This is a genomic window from Streptomyces telluris, from assembly GCF_024519335.1.
GTDB classification, from domain to species: Bacteria; Actinomycetota; Actinomycetes; order Streptomycetales; family Streptomycetaceae; genus Streptomyces; species Streptomyces telluris.
The window spans coordinates 114,922-139,028 of sequence record NZ_JANIID010000012.1 but is presented as its reverse complement, the minus strand read 5'-3'; the positions used below and the strand labels follow the sequence as shown (position 1 = coordinate 139,028).

Sequence of the window (24,107 nt, the reverse complement as noted above, 5' to 3'; positions counted from 1 at the left end):
TAGAGCGCCAAGAACTAGGAATTTTCTAGATCTTGATCGATCAGATCGAAGATGTCGTCGATCGTCGCGTCCTGCAGCTGCCGCTGTGCGTCGGCGGATTCCGCTCCCTGTTCCCCGGCGGAGTTCACCAGGTTCAGCAGCTCCTGCAGGCGCCTGCGCACCCCCGACCGGACCGTCTCCTCGGCGGAGGCGGCCGTCGAGATCACCGACTCCAGGCGGTCCAGCTCGCTGAAGACCGACGCCTCGGCCGGGCCCGTACCGCCGGCGAGTTCGCTCCGCAGGAACCGGGCGATGGCCTCGGGCGTCGGGTGGTCGAAGACCAGCGTCGCGGGCAGGGTCAGGCCGGTGTCGGCGGTGAGCAGGTTGCGCAGCTCGACCGCCGTGAGGGAGTCGAAGCCGAGGTCCCGGAACGCCAGGTCCGCTTCCACCGCCGCCGAGTCGCTGTGGCCGAGGACGGCCGCCGCGTGAGCGCGGACCGTGTCCACGAGCAGGCGTTGCTGTTCGTCCTCGGACAGCCCGGACAGCTTCTCCTTCAGCGCGGACGGCTCCGCGTCCTGCCCGGCGGGCTCGTCGGCCAGGGCGTCCCTGACCTCGGGCAGCTCGCTCAGCAGCACGCTCGGCCTGCTGACGGTGAACGGGACGACGAACCGCTCCCAGTCCACGTCCGCCACGGTGACCGCGCCGTCGCCGTCGCTCAGCGCACCGTGCAGCGCGGAGATCGCCCGGTCCGGCCGCAGCACGGTCAGACCGCGCTGCCGCAGCCGCTCCTCGTCCCCGGCGTCGGCGACCATGCCGCCCTCGCCCCACGGGCCCCAGGCGATCGCGGTCGCGGCGAGGCCCCGGGCCCGCCGGTGCTGCGCCAGGCCGTCGAGGAAGGCGTTCGCGGCCGAGTACGCGGCCTGCCCGCCGCCTCCCCACACGCCGGAGATGGAGGAGAAGAGGACGAAGGCGTCCAGTTCCCGGTCCCCGAGCAGTTCGTGGAGGTGGACGGCTCCCAGGGCCTTCGCGGCGACCGTCGCCGCGAAGTCGCCGAGGTTCGTCTCGGCGAGCATGCCCGCCTCGGCGGTGCCGGCCGTGTGGACGACGGCGTTCACCGGGTGCTCGGCGAGCAGCGCGGAGACCGCGTCACGGTCGGCCATGTCGCAGGCCGCGATCGTCACCCGGGCGCCCAGCGCCTCCAGTTCGCCGCGGAGGCCGGCCGCTCCGGGGGCGTCGATGCCCCGGCGGCTGGTGAGCACCAGGTGTTCGGCGCCCGCACCCGCCAGCCAGCGGGCGACGTGCCCGCCCAGCGCACCCGTACCACCGGTGATCAGCACCGTGCCGCGCGGTGTCCAGGACCGGCCGGTCCGGCCTGCGGGCAGACGGGACAGGCGCCGCCCGAACACGCCGCGGTCGCGGATCGCGACCTGGTCCTCGGCCGACTGGCCGAGCACCGCGGCGAGGCGAGAGGAGACCCGGTCGTCGATCGTCCCCGGGAGGTCGACCAGACCGCCCCAGCGCTGCGCGTGCTCCAGCGCAGCCACCCGGCCCAGGCCCCAGACCTGGGACTGGAAGGGGTCCGCCACCTCGTCGGCGGGGCCGGTGCCCATGGCGTTCCGGGTCGCGCACCACAGCGGGGCGCCGATGCCCGCGTCGCCCAGGGCCTGGACGAGCAGGACGGACAGCGCGACGCCGGTGGTCAGGCCCGCGGCCGCCGGTGCGGGCTCGCCGTCGACGGCGAGCAGGGACAGGACGCCCGCCACGGGCTCGTCACCGGCAGCCCCGGCGAGCTGCGCGGCCAGGTCCGCACGGCCGGTGGCCGGCTCGACCGGTACCGGCAGCGGAGCCAGGCCGCGGTCGGTCAGCCCGCGCAGGCAGGCGGTGACCCAGTCGTCGCCGAGTTGCGCAGCGCTGACCGGAACCAGCCATAGACCGTTCCGGTCGGCCGGGCTCTCGGGGTCGGGGATCCCTTTCCAGGTGATGCCGTAGCGCCAGCCGTCCACGGTGGACTGCTCCTTGCGCTGCCGCCGCCACGACGACAGGCGCGGCAGGACGTCGCTGAACGCGTCCTCGGCACGGATGTCGAGGGTGCCGGCGAGGGCCTGGAGGTCCTCGCGCTCGACGGTCTCCCAGAACTCCGCGTCCACCGGGTCCGTCACCGTCGTCGCAGCAGCGGCTTCCGGCGCGTCCACCCAGTACCGCTCGTGCTGGAACGCGTACGTCGGCAGGTCGACCTTCCGGGTGCCGGAGAAGAACGTGCTCCAGTCCACGGGGACGCCGTGCGTGTGCAGGTGCGCCAGGGCCGTGACGACGGCCTGCCGCTCGGGGCGGTCGGCACGCAGGACGGGCACGGTGACGGCCTCGTCCAGGCAGCCTTGCGCCATTGCGCTGAGGACGCCGCCGGGGCCGATCTCGACGAAGGTCGTGACGCCCAGGTCGTGCAGGGTCCGGATCCCGTCGGCGAAGCGGACTGCTTCACGGACGTGGCGGACCCAGTACTCCGGGGTGTACGACTCGGCGAGACGGCCAGTGAGGTTGGAGACCACCGGGATCCGCGGCTCGCTGAAGCTGAGCCCCCGGACGACCTCGGCGAAGTCCTCCAGCATCGGGTCCATCAGCGGCGAGTGGAAGGCGTGGCTGACCTTCAGGCGGGAGGTCTTACGACCCTGCTGCTTGAAGATCTCACCGATCGCGACAGCAGCGTCCTCCGCACCGGAAACCACCACGGACTGAGGTCCGTTGATCGCCGCTATGCCGACGTGCTCGCTCAGGTGCGGCAGGACCTCCTCCTCGGTCGCCTGGACGGCCACCATCGCCCCGCCGGCGGGCAGGGCCTGCATCAGTGCGGCGCGCGCCGACACCAGCTTCGCCGCGTCGTCGAGCGACAGCACACCCGCCACATGAGCCGCAGCGATCTCACCTACGGAGTGACCGGCCACGTAGTCCGGCCGGACGCCCCAGGATTCGAGGAGCCGGAACAGCGCCACCTCAACAGCGAAGAGCGCGGGCTGCGTCGAACCCGTCTGGTGCAGGGTCTCGGCATCGACGTCGACCGGCGCGTCCAGTCGCGCACACACCTCGTCATAGGCCTCGGCGAAGACGGGGAACGCCTCGTACAGCTCACGCCCCATGCCGATGCGCTGCGAGCCCTGACCCGAGAACAGGAACCCGGCCTTGCCTCCCGGCCGGCCCTGGACGACTGCGGGCGACGGCATTCCGGCGGCCAGGTAGCCCAGTCCGCGCCGGAAGTCGTCACAGCTCTCTCCGACGACTGCCGCCCGGTGGCGCAGGGTGCTGCGGGTGGTGGCCAGCGAGAAGCCGACATCGGCCGGTGACATGCCGTCCTTCACGAAGGACAGCAGTCGTCGCGCCTGATCGCGCAGGGCTGCGCTGCTCTTGGCGGAGAGCACCCACGGCAGCAGGGCCGGGACCGGGGCCGGGGCCTCTGCGGGCTCCTCGTCGAAGGCCGGGGCCTGCTCGATGATCGTGTGGGCGTTGGTGCCGCTGACACCGAACGACGAGATCGCGGCGCGGCGCGGGCGGTCCGACTCCGGCCAGTCCATGGCCTCGGTCAGCAGCCGGACGTCACCTGCCGACCAGTCCACGTGCGGGGTCGGCTCGTCGACGTGCAGGGTCTGCGGAAGGACGCCGTGGCGCATGGCCATGACCATCTTGATGATGCCGCCGACGCCGGCGGCGGCCTGGGCGTGGCCGATGTTGGACTTCAGCGAGCCCAGCCACAGCGGCCGTCCCTCGGGCCGCTCCTGCCCGTACGTCGCGAGCAGTGCCTGCGCCTCGATGGGGTCGCCGAGCCGGGTGCCGGTGCCGTGCGCCTCCACCGCGTCGATGTCGGCGGCGGTGAGGCCGGCGGTGGTGAGGGCCTGGCGGATGACGCGCTGCTGCGCGGGCCCGTTGGGTGCCGTCAGGCCGTTGGAGGCGCCGTCCTGGTTGATGGCGCTGCCGCGGACGACGGCCAGGACCTGGTGCCCGTTGCGGCGGGCGTCGGAGAGCCGCTCCACCAGCAGCATGCCGACGCCTTCGGCCCAGCCGGTGCCGTCGGCCCCGGCGCCGAACGCCTTGCAGCGGCCGTCGGCGGCCAGGCCCCGCTGGCGGCTGAACTCCACGAAGGCCCGCGGGGTGGACATGACCATCACGCCGCCGGCCAGTGCCATGGAGCACTCGCCGCTGCGCAGGGCCTGGACCGCCCAGTGCAGGGCCACGAGCGACGACGAGCACGCCGTGTCGACGGTGACGGCCGGTCCTTCCAGGCCGAGGGTGTAGGCGATGCGGCCGGACATGATGCTCGCGGAGTTGCCGGTGCCGAAGAAGCCCTCGGAGTCGTCGATGGCGTGGAACGCCTGGGCGGCGTAGTCCTGGTAGCCGGAGCCGACGAAGACTCCGGTGCGGCTCCCCCGCACCGACTCGGCGTCGATGCCGGCCCGCTCGAACGTCTCCCACGTGGTCTCCAGCAGCAGGCGCTGCTGCGGGTCCATGGCGACGGCCTCGCGCGGGCTGATCCCGAAGAACGCGGGGTCGAACTCGCCGGCCTCGTAGAGGAATCCGCCGCGGCGCGTGTACGTCTTGCCGGAGGCGTCCGGGTCCGGGTCGTAGATGCCGTCCACGTCCCAGCCGCGGTCCGCGGGGAACTCCCCCACGGCGTCGCTGCCGGAGACCACCAGCTGCCACAGGTCCTCGGGCGAGCGCACCCCGCCCGGGTAGCGGCAGGCCATGCCGACGATCGCGATGGGGTCGTCGTCCTCGGCCGCGGCGCCGGCCGTCTCCGGTGCGGCCGCGGCGGCGAGACCGGTGATCTCGGTGCGCAGCTGCCGGGCGAGTGCGTGGGCGTTGGGGTAGTCGAAGACCAGGGTGGGCGGCAGGGCGAGGCCGGTCTCGGCGTTGAGCTTGTTGCGCAGTTCGACGGCGGTCAGGGAGTCGAAGCCCAGGTCCTTGAACGCCCGGTCGGCCTCGACCTCGCCGGCGCCGCTGTGGCCGAGGACGGCCGCCGCGTGGGTGCGGACGAGCTCGACCAGCTGCGTGTGCTGCTCGGCCTCGGGCATTCCGGCGAGGCGGGCGGCCAGCGGCGAGGCGGCGGTCGTGCCGGGCTCGCCGGCGGGGCCGCCGGCGCCGAGGATCCGCTCGGCCTCCGGGAGGTCGCCGAGCAGTGCGCTCGGGCGGCCCACGGTGAACGGCGGGAGGAAGCGCTCCCAGTCGATGTCGGCCACGGTCACGGTCGGTTCGCCGGAGTCCAGCGCCTGCCGGAGGCCGGCCACGGCGAGGGCGGCGGGCATGGGGATCAGGCCGCGGCGGCGCAGTCGTTCGTCCGCGCCGTCGCTCTCGGCCATGCCGCCGCCGGCCCAGGGACCCCAGGCCACGGCGGTGGCGGTCAGGCCCCGGGCGCGCCGTCGTTCGGCGAGCCCGTCGAGCAGGGCGTTGGCCGCCGCGTAGGCGGCCTGGTAGCCGCTGCCCCACAGGCCCGCGATGGAGGAGAAGAGCACGAAGGCGTCGAGCTCCCGGTCCGCGAGGAGGGCGTCGAGGTGCAGGGCGCCGGCCGCCTTCGCGGACAGCACGTCGGCGAAGGCGCCCGGCGTCATGGCGTCCAGCGGCTCCAGGTGGTCCACGCCGGCCGTGTGGACGACGGCGTTCACCGGGTGCTCGGCGAGCAGCGCGGAGACCGCCTCGCGGTCGGCCATGTCGCAGGCGGCGACGGTCACGCGGACGCCTGTCGTCTCCAGTTCGGCCTTGAGGGCGGCCGCGCCGGGGGCGTCGGGCCCGCGGCGGCCGGCGAGCACCAGGTGTCCGGCACCGGCGCCGGCGAGCCAGCGGGCGACGTGCCCGCCGAGCGCACCCGTACCACCGGTGATCAGCACGGTGCCGCGCGGCGACCACTGCTGCCCGGTCCGGCCGTTCCGGCGGGTGGCGGCGTGGGCGAGCCTGCGGCCGAACACGCCGCGGTCGCGGATCGCGACCTGGTCCTCGGCGGACTGGCCGAGGACCGCGGCGAGGCGGCCGGTGACCCGGTCGTCGATCGTCTCCGGGAGGTCGACCAGACCGCCCCAGCGCTGCGCGTGCTCCAGCGCGGCGACCCGGCCCAGGCCCCAGACGGCGTTCTGGGCGGCGCTCGGCGCCGTGTCCGAACGGCCGGTGGACATCGCGGACCTGGTCAGCGCCCACAGCGGGGCGTCGATCCCGGCGTCGCCCAGGGCCTGGACGAGCGCGAGGGTCAGCGCGGTGCCGGTGGAGAGGGCGGGGTGCGCGGGGTGGGGCCGCTCGTCGGTGCCGAGCAGGGAGATGACGCCGTCGACCGGTGTGCTGCCGGCCGCGTCGCCGAGCTGCCGCAGCAGGGTGCCGCGGTCGGCGGCCGCGTCGGCCACGACCGGGATCAGCCGGGCGCCGCGGGCCGTGAGCCCGCGGGCGACGGCGGCGGTCCAGTCGGTCTCCTCGGTGACCAGGAACAGCCAGTCGCCCGGCAGTTCGTGCGTCCGGAGACCGCTCAGCGGCTTCCAGACCGCGCGGTAGGACCAGCCTTCCACCGCGGACTCCCGGCGCTGCTGCCGGCGCCACGCCGACAGCCGGGGCAGGACCGCGTCCAGCTGCTCGGCGGGCAGGTCGAGGGCGGCGGCGAGGGACTGGGCGTCCTCGCGTTCCACCGTCTCCCAGAAGCCGGCCTCCACGGCGTCGGTGCCCGTGGCGGCGACGGTGGGGGCGACGGTCTCCAGCCAGTACCTCTGGTGCTGGAAGGCGTAGGTCGGCAGGTCCGCGCGCCGGGCGCCGCGGCCGGCGAAGAACGCGTGCCAGTCGACGGGGACGCCGTGGACGTGGAGCTGCGCGACGGCGCCGGTGATCGCCTCGGGCTCGGGGCCGCCGGCCCGTACGGCGGGCACGGTGACCGCGCCGTCCAGGCAGCCCTGGGCCATGCCGCTGAGCACGCCGCCGGGGCCGACCTCCACGAACGTGGTGACGCCCAGGTCGCCCAGGGTGCGGATGCCGTCGGCGAAGCGCACGGCCTCGCGGACGTGCCGCACCCAGTAGTCCGCCGTGTACGCGTCGATGAGCTCGCCGGTGACGTTGGAGACGACCGGGACGGCCGGCTTCTCGAAGCGCAGTCCGCCGACGACGCGGGCGAACTCCTCCAGCATGGGATCCATCAGCGGCGAGTGGAACGCGTGGCTCACGGTGAGCCGGGAGGTCTTGCGGCCCTGCCGGGCGAAGTCCTCGGCGACGGCCGTCACGGCGTCCTCGTCACCGGAGATCACCACCGACGAGGGGCCGTTGACCGCGGCGATGCTCACCGCGCCGGTGAGGAGCGGCAGGACCTCGTCCTCGGTGGCCTGGACGGCCACCATCGCACCGCCGGAGGGCAGCGCCTGCATCAGGCGGGCGCGGGCCGTCACCAGCGTGGCCGCGTCCTCCAGGGAGAGGACCCCGGCCACGTGGGCCGCGGCGATCTCGCCGACGGAGTGACCGGCCAGGTAGTCCGGGCGCACGCCCCACGACTCCAGCAGGCGGTGGATCGCGACTTCGTGCGCGAACAGGGCGGGCTGGGTGAAGGCGGTGCGGTTCAGCGCGTCGCCGTCCCCGTGACCGTTCTCGCCGAAGACCACGTCCCGCAGGGGCCGGTCGAGGTGCCGGTCGAGGTGTGCGCACACCTGGTCGTAGGCCTCGGCGAAGACCGGGAAGGCCTCATAGAGTTCCCGGCCCATGCCGGGCCGCTGGGAGCCCTGCCCGGAGAAGAGGAAGCCGACCTGGCCGGCGTCGGCGCGGCCGAGGACGACGCCGGGAGCGGGCGCCCCCGACACCAGGGCCCGCAGGCCCTCGGCGATCCGGCCGCGGTCGGCTCCGACCACGGCGGCGCGGTGCTCCAGGGCGGCCCGGGTGGTGGCCAGGGAGAAGCCGGCGTCGGTGAGGGACGGCCCGGCGCCGTCCGCGGTGAGGGCCAGCAGGCGCTCGGCCTGGGCCCGCAACGCGGCCTCGGACTTGCCGGACAGCACCCACGGCACGGTCGCCGAGGCGACCTCGACCGGTGCGACGGCGGCCGGCTCCGCTTCCGGGGCCTGCTCGATGATCGTGTGGGCGTTGGTGCCGCTGACGCCGAAGGAGGAGATGCCGGCGCGGCGCGGACGACCGGACTCGGGCCAGTCGACGGCCTCGGTCAGGAGCCGAACGGCGCCCGCAGACCAGTCGACGTGCGGCGTGGGCTCGTCCGCGTGCAGCGTCCGCGGCAGCACGCCGTGCCGCATGGCCATCACCATCTTGATCACACCGGCGACGCCGGACGCCGCCTGGGCGTGACCGATGTTGGACTTCAGCGAGCCCAGCCACAGCGGCTCGTCCTCGGAGCGGTCCTGACCGTACGTCGCCAGCAGGGCCTGCGCCTCGATGGGGTCGCCGAGCGCGGTGCCCGTGCCGTGCGCCTCCACCACGTCGACGTCGGCCTCGGTGAGCCCGGCGGAGGCCAGGGCCTGCCGGATCACGCGCTGCTGGGCCGGGCCGTTGGGCGCGGTCAGGCCGTTGGACGCGCCGTCCTGGTTGACGGCGCTGCCCCGCACGACGGCGAGGACGTCGTGGCCGTGGCGCACGGCGTCGCTGAGGCGCTCGACGAGCACCACGCCCACGCCCTCCGCCCAGCCGGTGCCGTCCGCGCCGGCGCCGAAGGCCTTGCAGCGGCCGTCGGCGGACAGCCCGCGCTGCCGGCTGAACTCCACGAACGCGGCCGGTACGGCCATGACGTTGACGCCGCCCGCGACGGCCATCGTGCTCTCGCCGTTGCGCAGCGACTGGATGGCCAGGTGCAGCGCGACCAGCGACGACGAGCAGGCCGTGTCGACGGTGACGGCCGGGCCTTCGAGGCCGAACGAGTAGGCCACGCGCCCGGAGACGACGCTCGCGGCGCTGCCGGTGAGCAGGTGTCCCTCGACGCCTTCGGGGACCTGCGGGAGGCCGGCGCCGTAGCCCTGGTAGGACATGCCGACGAACACGCCCGTGCGGCTGCCCTTCAGGGAGGCCGGGTCGATGCCGGCCCGCTCGAAGGCCTCCCAGGAGGCCTCCAGCAGCAGGCGCTGCTGCGGGTCCATCGCGAGCGCCTCGCGGGGCGAGATCCCGAACAGCGCGGCGTCGAAGTCGCCCGCGTCGTAGAGGAAGCCGCCGTCGCGGGCGTACGTCTTGCCCGGGACGCCCGGGTCGGGGTCGTAGAGGTTCTCGATGTCCCAGCCGCGGTCCTCGGGGAAGCCCGCGACGGCGTCGCCGCCGGACATCACGAGCTGCCAGAGGTCCTCGGGCGAGCCGACGCCGCCGGGGAGGCGGCAGCTCATCGCCACGATCGCGATGGGCTCGTTGTCGTCGGCGGCCGTGCTCCGCTCCTGGGGCGCGGCGCTCTGCGCACCGAGCAGTCCGGTGTGCAGGAACCGGGCCAGGGCGGTGGCGTTCGGGTAGTCGAAGACCAGGGTGGTGGGCAGCTTCAGGCCGGTGTCGGCGGTGAGCTTGTTGCGCAGTTCGACGGCGGTGAGCGAGTCGAAGCCGAGGTCGTTGAACGCCCGGCCGGGCTCGACCGCCGCGGCGCCGTCGTGGCCGAGCACGGCGGCCGCGCGGGTACGGACGAGGTCCACCAGCGTGCGGTCCTGCTCGCCCGCCGGCAGCCCGGCCAGCTTCGCGGCGAGGGCGTTGCCGGCTCCGGCTTCGCCGGAGGCCGGGGCCTCCAGGGCGCGGCGCGCTTCGGGCACGTCGGAGAGCAGGGCGCTGGGGCGGGTGACGGTGAACGGGCCGATGAACCGCTCCCAGTCGAAGTCCGCCACGGTCAGGGCGGTCTCGTCGTCGGCCAGGGCCTGCTGCAGCGCGGAGATCGCGAGGGCGGGCCGCATGGGCGGCAGGCCGCGGCGGCGCAGCATCTCCTCGCCGTCGCCGACGCCGGCCATGCCGCCTTCGGCCCAGCCGCCCCAGGAGACGGCGAGCGCGGTGCGCCCGCGTGCCCGCCGGTACTCGGCGAGGGCGTCCAGGTAGGCGTTGGCCGCCGAGTAGGCGCCCTGGCTGGCGCCGCCCCAGATGCCGGCGCCCGAGGAGAACATGACGAACGCGTCGAGGTCCTGGTCGTCCAGCAGTTCGTCCAGGTGGGTCGCGCCCGCCGCCTTCGCCGACACCGTGCGGGCGAACCCGGCCGGGTCGGAGTCCTCGATCATGACGTGGTCGCCGACGCCTGCGGCGTGGACGACGGCGTTGACGGGGTGTGCGGCCAGCAGTGCGCGCAGGGCGTCCCGGTCGGCCGCGTCGCAGGCCACGACGGTGGCTGCCGCGCCGAGTTCCTCCAGCTCCGCGACGAGTTCGGCGGCGCCGGGCGCGTCCGGTCCGCGGCGGCTGGTGAGCACGAGGTGCTCGGCGCCCGCACCGGCGAGCCAGCGGGCGACGTGCCCGCCCAGCGCACCCGTACCACCGGTGATCAGCACCGTGCCGCGCGGCGACCACGCCCGGGCGGGAGCGGTGGCGTTGCCTGCCCGCACGAGGCGGCGTCCGAAGACGCCCGAGGCGCGGACCGCCACCTGGTCCTCGGCCGACTGCCCGAGGACGGCGGCCACGCGGGCCGCGGTACGGGGGTCGAGCAGCTCGGGGAGGTCGAGCAGACCGCCCCAGCGCTGCGGGTACTCCAGCGCCGCGGCCCGGCCGAAGCCCCACACCTGCGACTGCAGCGGCCGGTCCACGCGGTCGGAGCGGCCGGTGGCCACCGCGCCGCGGGTGGCGCACCACAGGGGCGCGTCGATGCCCGCGTCACCGAGCGCCTGCACCAGGCAGAGGGTGGCGGCGAGGCCGTGCGACAGGCCGGGGTGGTCGGCCGAGGTGCTCTCGTCCTCGGCGAGCAGCGACAGCACGCCGGCCACGGGGCCGGTGCCGGCCAGCTCGCGGGCCAGCGTCGCGCGGTCGGTGCCGGGCGCGGCGACGAGCGTGATCATGTCCAGGCCGCGCTCGCCGAGCGCGGTGCGGACCGAGGCTGCCCACTCGCTCTCTCCGGCCGTCACGAGCAGCCAGGTTCCGGCCGCGCCGGACTCCGGGAGCGCGCCCAGCGGCTTCCACGTGACGTGGTAGCGCCAGCCGTCGACCACGGACTGCTCGCGGCGCTGACGGCGCCACGCGGACAGCCGGGGCAGGATCGCACTGAGCGAGTCGTCCGCGCCGACACCGAGGGTCGCGGCGAGGGACTCGGCGTCCTCCCGCTCCACGGTGTCCCAGAATCCGGAGTCCGCCGGGTCGGCCGCGGTGCCGCCGGCGGCGGCCAGGTCCTCGTCCCCTTCCAGCCAGAAGCGCTCGCGCTGGAAGGCGTAGGTGGGCAGGGCGACGCGGTGAGCGCCGGGGAAGAGCGCCTGCCAGTCCGGGGACACGCCGTGCACGTGCAGTTCGGCGAGTGCGGCGACGGCGGCCTGCCGCTCGGGACGGTCGGCACGCAGCAGCGGGACGGTGACCGCACCCTCGACACAGCCCTGCGCCATTCCGCTGAGGACGCCGCCGGGGCCGACCTCCACGAACGTCGTCACGCCCAGGTCGTGCAGGGTGCGGACACCATCGGCGAAACGGACCGCCTCGCGGACGTGACGGACCCAGTACTCCGGGGTGTACGACTCGGCCAGGCGGCCGGTCAGGTTGGACACGACGGGGATCCGCGGCTCGTGGAACGTCAGGCCCGCCACCGCACGGCCGAACTCGTCGAGCATGGGGTCCATGAGCGGCGAGTGGAACGCGTGGCTGACCTTCAGCCGGGAGGTCTTGCGGCCCTGCTGCTCAAAGGCCTCGGCGATCGCGGTGACGGCGCCCTCCGCGCCGGAGATCACCACGGACCGCGGGCCGTTGACCGCGGCGATGCCGACCTCGTCGGTCAGGTGCGGCAGGACTTCGTCCTCGGTCGCCTGGACCGCCACCATCGCGCCACCGGCGGGCAGGGCCTGCATCAGCGCGGCCCGCGCCGACACGAGCTTCGCCGCGTCGTCGAGCGACAGCACACCGGCCACATGCGCGGCCGCGATCTCGCCCACGGAGTGACCGGCCACGTAGTCGGGCCGGATGCCCCACGATTCGAGGAGCCGGAACAGCGCCACCTCGATCGCGAAGAGGGCGGGCTGAGTGGAGCCGGTCTGGTCGAGGTCCTCGGAGCCGACGTCGACCGGCGCGTCCAGACGCGCGCACACCTCGTCGTACGCATCGGCGAAGACGGGGAACGCCTCGTACAGCTCGCGGCCCATGCCGATGCGCTGCGAGCCCTGGCCGGAGAACAGGAAGCCGGTCTTGCCTTCGGAGCGGGCGCGGCCCAGCGTCACGTTCGCCGCCGGTTCGCCGGCCGCGAGCGCGGCGAGTGCCTGACGGAGCTCGTCCGGGCCCTGCGCCAGGAGCACGGCACGGTCCTCGAACGTCTCGCGGGAGGCGAGGGAGAGGCCGATGTCCGCAGCCGTCCACCCGTCCTGCGCGTCGAGGTGACCGGCCAGCCGGGCCGCCTGCGCGCGCAGCGCCGGCTCGCCCTTGCCCGACAGCACCCACGGCACGACCGCGCCGGAGTCGGGCGTCGGGGGCGGCTCGGCTGCCGCGGGGGCCTGCTCGATGATGGTGTGGGCGTTGGTGCCGCTGACGCCGAACGACGAGATCGCGGCACGGCGCGGGCGGTCCGACTCCGGCCACTCGACGGCCTGGGTCAGCAGGCGCACGTCACCCGTGGACCAGTCCACGTGCGGCGTCGGCTCGTCCGCGTGCAGGGTCTGCGGCAGCACGCCGTGGCGCATCGCCATGACCATCTTGATGATGCCTGCCACGCCCGCAGCGGCCTGGGTGTGGCCGATGTTGGACTTGAGCGACCCCAGCCACAGCGGCCGGTCCTCCGGCCGCTCCTGGCCGTACGTGGCGAGGAGCGCCTGCGCCTCGATCGGGTCGCCCAGCGTCGTACCGGTGCCGTGCGCCTCGACGACGTCGACGTCGCCCGGCTCGACGCCGGCCGAGGCCAGGGCCTGCCGGATCACGCGCTGCTGGGCCGGGCCGTTCGGGGCGGTCAGGCCGTTGGACGCGCCGTCCTGGTTGACCGCGCTGCCGCGGACCACCGCCAGGACCTCGTGACCGTTGCGGACGGCGTCGGAGAGGCGCTCCACGAGCACCACGCCCACGCCTTCGGACCAGCCGGTGCCGTCCGCGTCCGCGCCGAACGCCCTGCACCGGCCGTCGGGCGACAGACCGCGCTGGCGGCTGAACTCCACGAAGACGTTGGGGCTGGCCATGATGGTGACGCCGCCGGCCAGGGCCATCGTGCACTCGCCGCTGCGCAGCGACTGGACGGCCAGGTGGAGGGCGACGAGCGAGGACGAGCAGGCCGTGTCGATCGTGACGGCCGGGCCTTCGAGGCCGAAGGTGTAGGCCACCCGGCCGGAGACGACGCTGGACGCGCCGCCGACCAGCCGGTGTCCTTCGACGCCTTCCGGCGTCCGGCGCACGTCGGCTCCGTAGCCCTGGTAGGCCATGCCGACGAAGACGCCGGTCCGGCTGCCGCGCAGCTGTGCGGGGGTGATCCCGGCCCGCTCGAAGGCCTCCCAGGAGGTCTCCAGCAGGAGCCGCTGCTGCGGGTCCATCGCCAGGGCCTCGCGGGGGCTGATGCCGAAGAAGGCGGCGTCGAAGTCGGTGGCGTCGTAGAGGAAGCCGCCGTCGCGCGCGTAGGTCTTGCCGGGGCGGTCGGGGTCGGGGTCGTAGAGGGAGTCGACGTCCCAGCCGCGGTTGCCCGGGAATTCCGAGATGGCGTCGCCGCCGGACGCCACGAGGTTCCACAGGGCCTCGGGCGAGTCGACGCCGCCGGGCAGCTGGCAGCTCATCGCCACGATGGCGATGGGCTCGTCGTCCCCGGCGGCGGCCGCGTGCTGTTCCTGCAGCGCGGCGGCCTGCGAGCCGAGCAGCTCGCTCCGGAGGAAGCGCGCGAGCGCCGTGGCGTTGGGGTAGTCGAAGACCAGGGTGGGCGGCAGCGCGAGGCCGGTCGCCGCGTTGACCTTGTTGCGGAGTTCGACGGCGGTCAGCGAGTCGAAGCCGAGGTCCTTGAACGCCCGGTCGGGCTCGACCTCCGCCGCCGAGGCGTGGCCCAGGACGGCCGCGACGTGGGCGCGGACCAGGTCGACCAGGGTCTCCGTGCGCTTGGCCTCCGGCAGTGCGGCGAGCTGGGCGGCCAGGGGCGCGGTTCCCCCTGCGGTGTCGGCCGGCGCGGCGGCCTCGGCACGGCGCACCTCGGGCAGTTCGGACAGCAGGGCGCTCGGGCGGCCGAGGGTGAACGGTCCGATGAACCGTTCCCAGTCGATGTCGGCCACTACGGTCGCGGTGTCGTCGCAGTCGAGGGCGCGCTGGACCGCGGTCACGGCGAGTGCGGCGGGCAGGGTGACGACGCCGCGGCGGCGCAGGTGCTCCTCGTCGGCGTCGGTGACCATGCCGCCGTCGGCCCAGGGGCCCCAGGCGATCGCGGTGGCGGTCAGGCCCGCGGCCCTGCGCCGGACGGCGAGGCCGTCGAGGAAGGCGTTGGCGGCCGCGTAGGCGGTCTGCAGACCGCTCCCCCACACGCCGGCGATCGAGGAGAAGAGGACGAAGGCGTCCAGCTCCCGGTCGCCCAGCAGCTCGTCCAGGTGGGCGGCGCCGCCGGCCTTCGCCGCGATCGTGCGGGCGAAGTCGGCCGGGGTCAGTTCGTCGAAGGGGGCGAACTGCTCCACGCCCGCGGCGTGGAAGACGGAGGTGAAGGTGTGCTCGGCGAGCAGCGCCGCCACCGCGTCGCGGTCGGCGACGTCGCACGCCGCGAGGGTGACGCGCGCTCCCAGCTCCTCCAGCTCGGCCTTGAGGCCGGCCGCGCCGGGCGCGTCTGCGCCGCGACGGCCGGCGAGCACCAGGTGTTCGGCACCGGCACCGGCGAGCCAGCGGGCGACGTGCCCGCCCAGCGCACCCGTACCACCGGTGATCAGCACCGTGCCGCGCGCCGACCACGACCGGCCGGTGCCGCTGCGGGCGTGGGTGAGGCGGGCGGTGAACACGCCGGACGCACGGACGGCGACCTGGTCCTCCGCGGTGCCGGCGCCCTGGTTCAGCACGGCGGCGATACGGCCGGCGGCGCGCTCGTCCACCTTCGCCGGCAGGTCGATCAGGCCGCCCCAGCGCCGGGTGTGTTCCAGGGCGAGGGCGCGGCCGAAGCCCCACACCTGGTGCTGCACCGCGCTCAGCGGCGCGTCGTCCGAGCGGCCGGTGGCCGCCGCGCCCCGGGTGAGGCACCACAGCGGAGCGTCGATGCCCGCGTCACCTAGCGCCTGGGCCAGCGCCACGGTCTGTGCGAGGCCCTGGGAGACCGCGGGGTGTTCGGGCGAGGCGGTCTCGTCGATCGCGAGCAGCGACAGGACGCCCTGAAGGGATCCGGCCTGCGGTGATGCGGCCTGAAGCGACCCGGCTTCGGCCGCGGCCCGGGTCAGCTCGCCGGCCAGGGACTCGCGGTCGGCGTCCGCGCCGACCGTCAGCGGGATCAGGTGCGCGCCGCGTGCGTCGAGGACCGCGCGGACCGACTCGGCCCACTGGTCGCCCTCGGGCGCGGCGAACAGCCAGGTGCCGCCGGACAGGTCCGTGGCGGGCAGGCCGTCCAGCGGCTGCCAGGTCAGCTGGTAGCGCCAGCCGTCCACGACGGACTGCTCGCGCCGCTGCCGCCGCCAGGCGGACAGCTTCGGGACGACGACGTCCAGCTCTTCGGCGCTCAGGCCCAGCGTCGCGGCGAGCGACTGGGCGTCCTCGCGCTCGACGCTCGCCCAGAACTCGGCGTCGACCGCGTCCACGACGGCCGCCTCGGCCTCGGGGGCCTCCAGCCAGTAGCGCTGCTGCTGGAAGGCGTACGTGGGCAGGTCGGCCTTCCGCGCGCCGGGGAAGAGTGCCTGCCAGTCCGGGGAGACGCCGTGCACGTGCAGTTCGGCGAGCGCGGCGGTGACGGCCTGCTGCTCGGGACGGTCGGCACGCAGCAGCGGGACGGTGACCGCACCCTCGACACAACCCTGCGCCATTCCGCTGAGGACGCCGCCGGGGCCGATCTCCACGAACGTCGTGACGCCCAGGTCGTGCAGGGTCTGCACGCCGTCGGCGAAACGGACCGCCTCGCGGACGTGGCGGACCCAGTACTCGGGGGTGTACGGCTCGGCCAGGCGGCCGGTGAGGTTGGAGACCACCGGGATCCGCGGCTCGCTGAAGGTCAGACCGCTCACGACCTCGGCGAAGTCCTCCAGCATCGGATCCATCAGCGGCGAGTGGAAGGCGTGGCTGACCTTCAGGCGGGACGTCTTACGGCCCTGCTGCTTGAAGATCTCACCGATCGCGACAGCAGCGTCCTCCGCGCCGGAAACCACCACGGACTGAGGTCCATTGATCGCCGCAATACCGACCCCGTCAGTGAGGTGCGGGAGAATCTCGTCCTCGGTCGCCTGAACGGCCACCATCGCACCACCCGCGGGCAGCGCCTGCATCAGTGCGGCCCGCGCCGACACCAGCTTTGCCGCATCGGCGAGCGACAGCACCCCAGCCACATGCGCCGCAGCGATCTCACCGACAGAGTGACCGGCCACGTAATCCGGCCGGACGCCCCACGATTCGAGGAGCCGGAACAGCGCCACCTCGATCGCGAAAAGGGCAGGCTGGGTGCACCCGGTCTGATGAAGCGTTTCCGCATCCACATCCACCGGTGCGTCCAGCAGCGCACACACCTCGTCGTAAGCGGCAGCGAACACCGGGTACGCCGCGTACAGCTCACGCCCCATGCCCAAGCGCTGCGAACCCTGCCCCGAGAACAGGAACCCGGTCTTGTCCCCGGGGCCGCCCGTGCTGCGGATCACGGCCGCGGACGGGCTGTCCGACGCCAGTGCCCGTACGCCTTCGGTGAGTTCCTCCAGGGTCTCGCCGACGACGGCCGCCCGCCGGTCCCAGGCGGCGCGGGTCGTGGCGAGGGAGAAGCCGATGTCGGCGGGCGACCGGTCGGTGCCGCTCTCCAGGAGGGAGAGCAGGCGCTCGGCCTGGGCACGCAGCGCCGCGTCGCTCTTGGCCGAGAGCACCCACGGCAGCGCGCCGGCTGCGGGCGCCTCGGCGGCCTCGCCGGCGGGCTCCTCCTCCAGGGCGGGGGCCTGCTCGATGATCGTGTGGGCGTTGGTGCCGCTGACACCGAACGAGGAGACGGCGGCACGGCGGGGGTGGTCCGACTCGGGCCACTGGACGGCCTCGGTCAGCAGCCGGACACCGCCGGCCGACCAGTCGACCTGGGGGGTCGGCTCGTCCACGTGGAGCGTCTGCGGCAGCACGCCGTTGCGGATGGCCATCACCATCTTGATCACACCGGCGACGCCGGAAGCCGCCTGCGTGTGACCGAGGTTGGACTTGACGGACCCCAGCCACAGCGGCCGGTCGCCGGGGTGCTCCTGGCCGTACGTGGCGAGCAGCGCCTCGGCTTCGATCGGGTCGCCGAGGGTGGTGGCCGTGCCGTGCGCCTCGACCGCGTCGACCTGGGAGGCGGTCAGCCGCGCGTTCTCCAGCGCCTGCTGGATGACGCGCACCTGCGACGGGCCGTTGGGGGCGGTGAGGCCGTTGGACGCGCCGTCCTGGTTGACGGCGCTGCCGCGGATGACGGCGAGCACGTCGTGGCCGAGTCGGCGGGCGTCGGACAGCCGCTCCAGCAGGAGCACGCCGACGCCTTCGGACATGCCGGTGCCGTCGGCGGTCGACGAGAACGCGCGGCAGCGGCCGTCGGGCGACAGGCCGCGCTGCGCGCTGAACGCGATGAACGTGTTCGGCGTGGCCATCACGGTCGCGCCGCCGGCCAGGGCGAGCGAGCACTCGCCGCGGCGCAGGGCCTGGGCGGCCAGGTGGAGGGCCACCAGCGAGGAGGAGCAGGCCGTGTCGACGGTGACGGCCGGGCCTTCGAGGCCGAGGGCGTACGAGATGCGTCCGGAGACCACGGCCGCGGTGTTGGCGGTGACGAGGTGGGCCTCGATGTCGCTGTCGCCCGGCCGCTGGAGGTAGGCGTGGTCCTGGCCGTTGGTGCCGACGAACACTCCGGCCCGGGTGCCCCGGGCCGCGGCGGGGTCGATGCCCGCGCGTTCGAAGGCTTCCCACGAGGTCTGCAGCAGCAGCCGCTGCTGCGGGTCCATGACCAGGGCCTCGCGGGGGGAGATCCCGAAGAACGCGGGGTCGAAGTCGGCGGCGTCGTGGAGGAAGCCGCCCTCGCGCACGTACGTCCGTCCCGTGCGCCCGGGCTCGGGGTCGTGGATCGCGTCGAGGTCCCAGCCGCGGTCGGCGGGGAACCCGGTCACTGCGTCGGCGCCCGAGGAGACCAGGTGCCACAGGTCCTCGGGGGAGGCGACCCCGCCCGGGTAGCGGCAGGCCATCCCGACGATGGCGATGGGCTCGGTGTCCTTCGCCTCCAGCTCACCCAGCTGCCTGCGGGTGTGGCGCAAGTCCACCATCACGCGCTTGAGGTAATCCCTGAGCTTGTCGTCGTTCGACATGTTTTACGTCCTCGGTAGCAGTGCGTGAGAAGAGTTAGAGAGACCCGAGCTCTTGGTCGATGAGGTCGAACATCTCGTCGTCGGTGGCGGCGTCGATCCGGTCGAGGTCGAGGTCGAGGTCGGCGCCGGAGCCGGCATCAGCGGCGGTGGCGTTCGTCGTGGCGTCCTGGTGGGTGTCGGTCCACTTCCAGAGCAGCGCCTTGAGCCGGGCGGTGACCTTGTCCCGTACCGCGTCCTCGGGGGCGAGCGCGGCCAGCTGGGCCTCCAGCCGGTCGATCTCCTCGAGTACCGGCGGTGTCCCCGCGGCGAGGTCGAGGACCAGGTCCTTGTGCAGGAGCCGGGCGATCGCGACCGGGTTGGGGTGGTCGAAGACGAGGGTGGGCTTGAGCCGGAGCCCGGTCGCGGCCTTGAGCCGGTTGCGGAGCTCCACGGCGGTCAGGGAGTCGAAGCCGATGTCGCGGAAGGCCGTGGTGGGTTCGATCCGGGCCGCGTTCGCGTGCCCGAGGGCGGCGGCGGCCTGGTTACGCACCAGGTCGAGCAGCACCTTCTCCTGGTCGGCCTCGGGCATCCCGGCCAGGCGGCGCGCCAGGGCGGGGGTCCGGCCTGCGGTCGCGTCCTCCTCGGCCGCGCCGCCGGTGTCGCCCACGAGGCCGCGGAAGACCGCGGGCAGCATGCCGGCGCGGGCCATGGCGCGCAGGCCCGGTACGTCCAGCCGGACCGGCACGATCACCGGCCGGTCGACGGAGAGGGTGGCGTCGAACAGTGCCAGCCCTTCCGCGGAGGTGAACGGCACGACCCCGGACCGGCCCATCCGGTTGCGGTCGGCGTCAGTGATCCGGTCGCCCATGCCGCCGTTGTCCGTCCACAGGCCCCACGCCAGCGAGGTCCCGGGCAGACCCGCGGCCCGGCGCTGCCGCGCCAGCCCGTCCAGGAAGGAGTTGGCCGCCGCGTAGCTCGCCGCGCCGGCGCTGCCCAGGACTCCGGCCAGGGAGGAGAAGAGCACGAACGCGGAGAGGTCCAGGTCCTTGGTCAGCTCGTGCAGGTGCAGCGCGCCGTCGGCCTTCGGCCGCAGCACGGTGTCCAGGCGCTCCGGGGTCAGGGCGGTGATCACGCCGTCGTCCAGGGCGGCGGCCGCGTGCACCACTGCCACGAGCGGGTGTGCGGCCGGGATCGAGGCCAGCAGCTGCGCGAGGGCGTCCCGGTCCGCGATGTCGCAGGCGGCCACGTCGACGTGCGCGCCCAGCTCGGAGAGGGCGGCGACGAGTTCGCCGACACCTTCTGCCGCGGGGCCGCGACGGCTGACCAGGAGCAGCCTGCGTGCGCCGCGTTCGGCGACGAGGTGGCGGGCGAGCGACAGGCCGAGGCCGCCGGTCGCGCCGGTGAGCAGCACGGTCCCCTCGGGATCCCACGCCTGCTCGGCGGGCTCCTCGGCCGGGGCGATCCGGGCGAGGCGAGGGAGGAACAGCTTGCCGCCGCGCACTGCGGCCTGCGGCTCGTCGAGAGCGGCGAGGGCCGCCACCAGCGCAGGGTCCCCGTTCGGCAGGGAGTCGTCCGCGTCGACGAGCAGGAGCCGGTCCGGGTTCTCGGTCTGCGCCGACTTCACCAGGCCGGCCACCGCGGCGTGCGCGAGGTCCGGTGCCGTTCCCTCCAGGTCGACGGCGCCGCGCGTCATCACCACGAGCCGCGCGTCGGAGAACCGCTCGTCGGCGACCCACTCCTGGACGGCCGACAGCACACCGGCCAGCAACTCGCGCGTCGCCGAGGCGGCTTCGCCCTCGCTCGGGGCGCAGGGAAGGAGTACGTGGGCGGGCGGGACCGCACCGTCGTCGACCGCCTTGCGGAGCGCGTCGAGGTCGGCATACGGGCCGTCGCCGCCGAGGACCAGCCACGCGTCCTCGGCAGCGGGAGCGGCCGCATCGGGAGCGGTGCGCTCACTGTGCTCGGCCCGCTCGGTGTGCTCGGTCTGCTCAGTGTGCTCGATCCAGTCGACCTCGAACATCCAGTCCTGGTGCGCGACGCGCGAGGCCAGCACCTGCTGCGGGGACATCGTCCGCATCCGCACGGACGCCACCGAGGCGACGGGAGCACCGTCGGCGTCGGCCAGTTCGATCGTCACCGCGTCGCCGTCGCCGGTGTCGGCGGGCCGGATCCGTACGCGCGCGGCACCGGCTCCCGGGGTGTGCACCGACGCGCCGCTCCAGGCGTAGGGCATGAACACCTCGCCGGAGTCTCCGGCACGGGCCGGCGCCAGGGTGTCCAGGGCGGCGTCGAGCAGTACGGGGTGAAGGGCGTAGCGGTCCGCCCGGTCCCGCTCCGCGAGGGGCAGCGCGATCTCGGCGTACAGCTCGTCCCCGGCTCGCCAGGCGGCGGACAGGCCCGGGTAGTCCTCGACATCCATCGGCTCGGCTCCCGCGGGAGGCCAGATCACCATGTCGAACTCGGCCACCGGGGCGTTCCGGGTCAGTTCTCCGGTGACGTGGCGGACCCACGGCTCGTCGGCACCGCCGGTGGCGGCCCGGCTGAAGACCCGCACCGACCGCCGGTCGGCGTCGTCGCCCGCGCCGACCTGCACCTGGATGCGGACGCCGCCCTGTTCCGCCGGCACCAGCGGGGCGTCCACGTCCAGCTGCTGCAGATGCGGGAACCCGGCCTGCCGGCCCGCGCACAAGGCGAGCTCCACGAACGCGGCGACCGGGAGCACCGGCACGCCGCCCACCGTGCGTTCCACGATCCAGGGCGTGTCGGCCGGGGACAGCCGACCGGTGAAGAGCACGTCCTGTCCCCCGGCGGTCTCCACCACCGCGCCGAGCAGAGGGTGGCCGGAGGAGTCCAGCCCCGCCGAGGAGACGTCGAGCGCGGCCGTTCCTTCGAGCCAGAAGCGCTCACGCTGGAAGGCGTAGGTGGGCAGGGCGACGCGCTGGGCGCCGGGGAAGAGCGCCTGCCAGTCCGGGGAGACGCCGTGGGTGTGCAGCCGGCCGAGGGCGAGGGTGATCGCCTGCGGCTCGGGGCGGTCCGTGCGGAGTACGGGGACGGTGACGATGTCATCGCCTTCGTCATCGAGGCAGCCCTGGGCGAGGGCGCTCAGGACGCCGCCGGGCCCGATCTCCACGAAGGTCGTCACGCCCGAGTCGTGCAGGGTGCGGATGCCGTCGGCGAAACGGACCGCCTCGCGGACGTGCCGGACCCAGTACTCCGGCGTGTACGGCTCTGCCACGCCGCCCGTCAGGTTGGAGACCACCGGAATCCGCGGCTCGCTGAACGACAGACCCCCGACGACCTCGGCGAAGTCCTCCAGCATCGGGTCCATCAGCGGTGAGTGGAAGGCGTGGCTGACCTTCAGGCGGGAGGTCTTGCGGCCCTGCTGTGCGAAGACCTCGGCGATCTCCAGGGCGGCGTCCTCGGCGCCCGAGATCACCACGGACTGCGGGCCGTTGACCGCTGCGATGCCGACCTGCTCGGTGAGGTGCGGCAGGATCTCGTCCTCGGTCGCCTGGACGGCCACCATCGCACCACCCGTAGGCAGCGCCTGCATCAACGCAGCACGCGCCGACACCAGCTTCGCCGCATCAGCGAGGGACAGCACCCCAGCCACATGAGCCGCACCGATCTCGCCGACGGAGTGACCGGCCACGTAATCCGGCCGGATCCCCCACGACTCAAGAAGCCGGAACAACGCCACCTCGACAGCGAACAGCGCAGGCTGCGTCGAGCCCGTCTGGTGAAGCTCCTCCGACTCGACGTCCACCGGTGCGTCCAGCAGCGCACACACCTCGTCGTAGGCGGCGGCGAACACCGGGTACGCGGCGTACAACTCGCGCCCCATCCCCAGCCGCTGCGAACCCTGCCCCGAGAACAAGAACCCGACCTTGCCCCGGGCGGCGTCGGCGCGCCCCGTCACCACATGTGCGGCGGGCTCGCCAGCTGCGAGTGCGGTCAGCCCTGCGCGCAGTTCGTCCGCGTCGGCGCCGACCACCGCGGCCCGGTGTTCCAGCGCCGACCGGGTGGCCGCGAGCGAGAACCCCACGTCGGCCGGCGACGCGGCCGCGAGGTCCGTGGACGACAGCAGCCGCTGTGCCTGTTCCCGCAGCGCCTCTGCGGTCTTTCCGGAGAGCACCCACGGCACCACCGGGGTCCGCGGACGCAGCGTCTCCTGGGCCGTGGCCTCTCCTCCGGCCTCCTCGCCGGCGGCTTCCTCCGTCGCCGGTTCTGTCGCCTCCGGTTCCGTCGCCTGCTCAAGGATGATGTGCGCGTTGGTGCCGCTGATCCCGAACGAGGAGATGCCGGCGCGGCGCGGGTGGTCCGTCTCCGGCCACGCGGCCGCCTCGGTGAGGAGCTCGACCGAGCCGGCCGTCCAGTCGACCTGCGGGGTCGGCCGGTCCACGTGCAGCGTCTGCGGCAGCACGCCGTGCTGCATCGCCATCACCATCTTGATCACGCCGGCGACACCCGCCGCGGCCTGCGTGTGGCCGATGTTCGACTTCAGGGAGCCGAGCAGGAGGGGCCGTTCGCGGTCCTGTCCGTAGGTCGCCAGCAGGGCCTGGGCCTCGATCGGGTCGCCGAGGTTCGTGCCCGTGCCGTGGGCTTCGACGGCGTCGATCTCCTCGGCGGAGAGCCCGCCGCTGGCCAGGGCTTCGAGGATCACTCGCTGCTGGGAAGGGCCGTTGGGGGCGGTCAGGCCGTTGGACGCGCCGTCCTGGTTGACCGCGCTGCCCCGGACGACCGCGAGGACCTGGTGGCCGAGCCGGCGGGCGTCCCGCAGGCGCTCCACGAGGAGCAGTCCGGCGCCTTCGGACCAGGACGCGCCGTCCGCGGCGGCCGCGAAGGACTTGCAGCGGCCGTCGGGGGCGAGGCCGCGCTGGCGGCTGAACTCGACGAACGCGCTCGGGCCCGCCATGACGGTCACGCCGCCGGCGAGTGCCATGGAGCACTCGCCGTTGCGCAGTGCCTGCACGGCGAGGTGCAGAGCGACCAGTGAGGACGAGCAGGCGGTGTCGATGGTGACCGCGGGGCCCTCGAAGCCGAAGGTGTAGGCGATGCGCCCGGAGGCGACGCTGCCGGAGTTGCCGGTGCTCATCAGCCCTTCGACGCCGTCGGGGAGGACGCCGGGCGTGAAGCCGTAGTCGTGGTACATCAGGCCGGCGAAGACGCCGGTGCGGCTGCCCTTGAGGGAGGCGGGGTCGATGCCCGCGTGTTCGAAGGTCTCCCACGCGGTCTCCAGCAGCAGCCGCTGCTGCGGGTCCATCGCGAGCGCCTCGCGCGGCGAGATCCCGAAGAAGTCCGCGTCGAAGTCCGCCGCGTCCTGGAGGAATCCGCCCTGCCGGGTGTAGACCTTGCCCGGCTGCTCGGGGTCGGGGTCGTAGAGGGAGTCGACGTCCCAGCCCCGGTCCTCGGGGAAGTGGGAGATCGCGTCGCCGCCTTCGGCCAGCAGCCGCCACAGCGCCTCGGGCGAGTCGACGCCGCCGGGGAACCGGCAGCTCATGCCCACGACGGCGATCGGCTCCTGGTCGCGGGACTCCAGCTCGCGCACGCGCCGCCGGGCCTGGCGCAGGTCGGTGGTGGCCCGCTTGAGGTAGTCCCGGAGCTTGTCTTCGTTCATCATCGGTGTTGCCCGCCCCTTTTGGCCTGCGCAGT

The 24,107-nt window shown here is 74.2% G+C and carries 1 protein-coding gene and 1 pseudogene; both read right to left on the bottom strand.

Translation table 11 applies throughout. The annotated features are described in order from the left end of the window. Positions 1-14: 14 nt before the first annotated feature. Entirely contained in the window at positions 15-18,476 is an 18,462-nt protein-coding gene (locus NQU55_RS15565) for a type I polyketide synthase (RefSeq protein ID WP_256790732.1), read from the bottom strand. A 34-nt stretch (positions 18,477-18,510) separates the two neighbouring features. Continuing rightward, a pseudogene (locus NQU55_RS15560) lies at positions 18,511-24,075 on the bottom strand (type I polyketide synthase); the annotation flags it as partial. Positions 24,076-24,107 lie beyond the last annotated feature (32 nt).

Excerpts from the sequence above, each read along its gene's own strand:
- NQU55_RS15565 (WP_256790732.1), bottom strand. The coding sequence starts at position 18,476 with ATGTCGAACGACGACAAGCTCAGGGATTACCTCAAGCGCGTGATGGTG.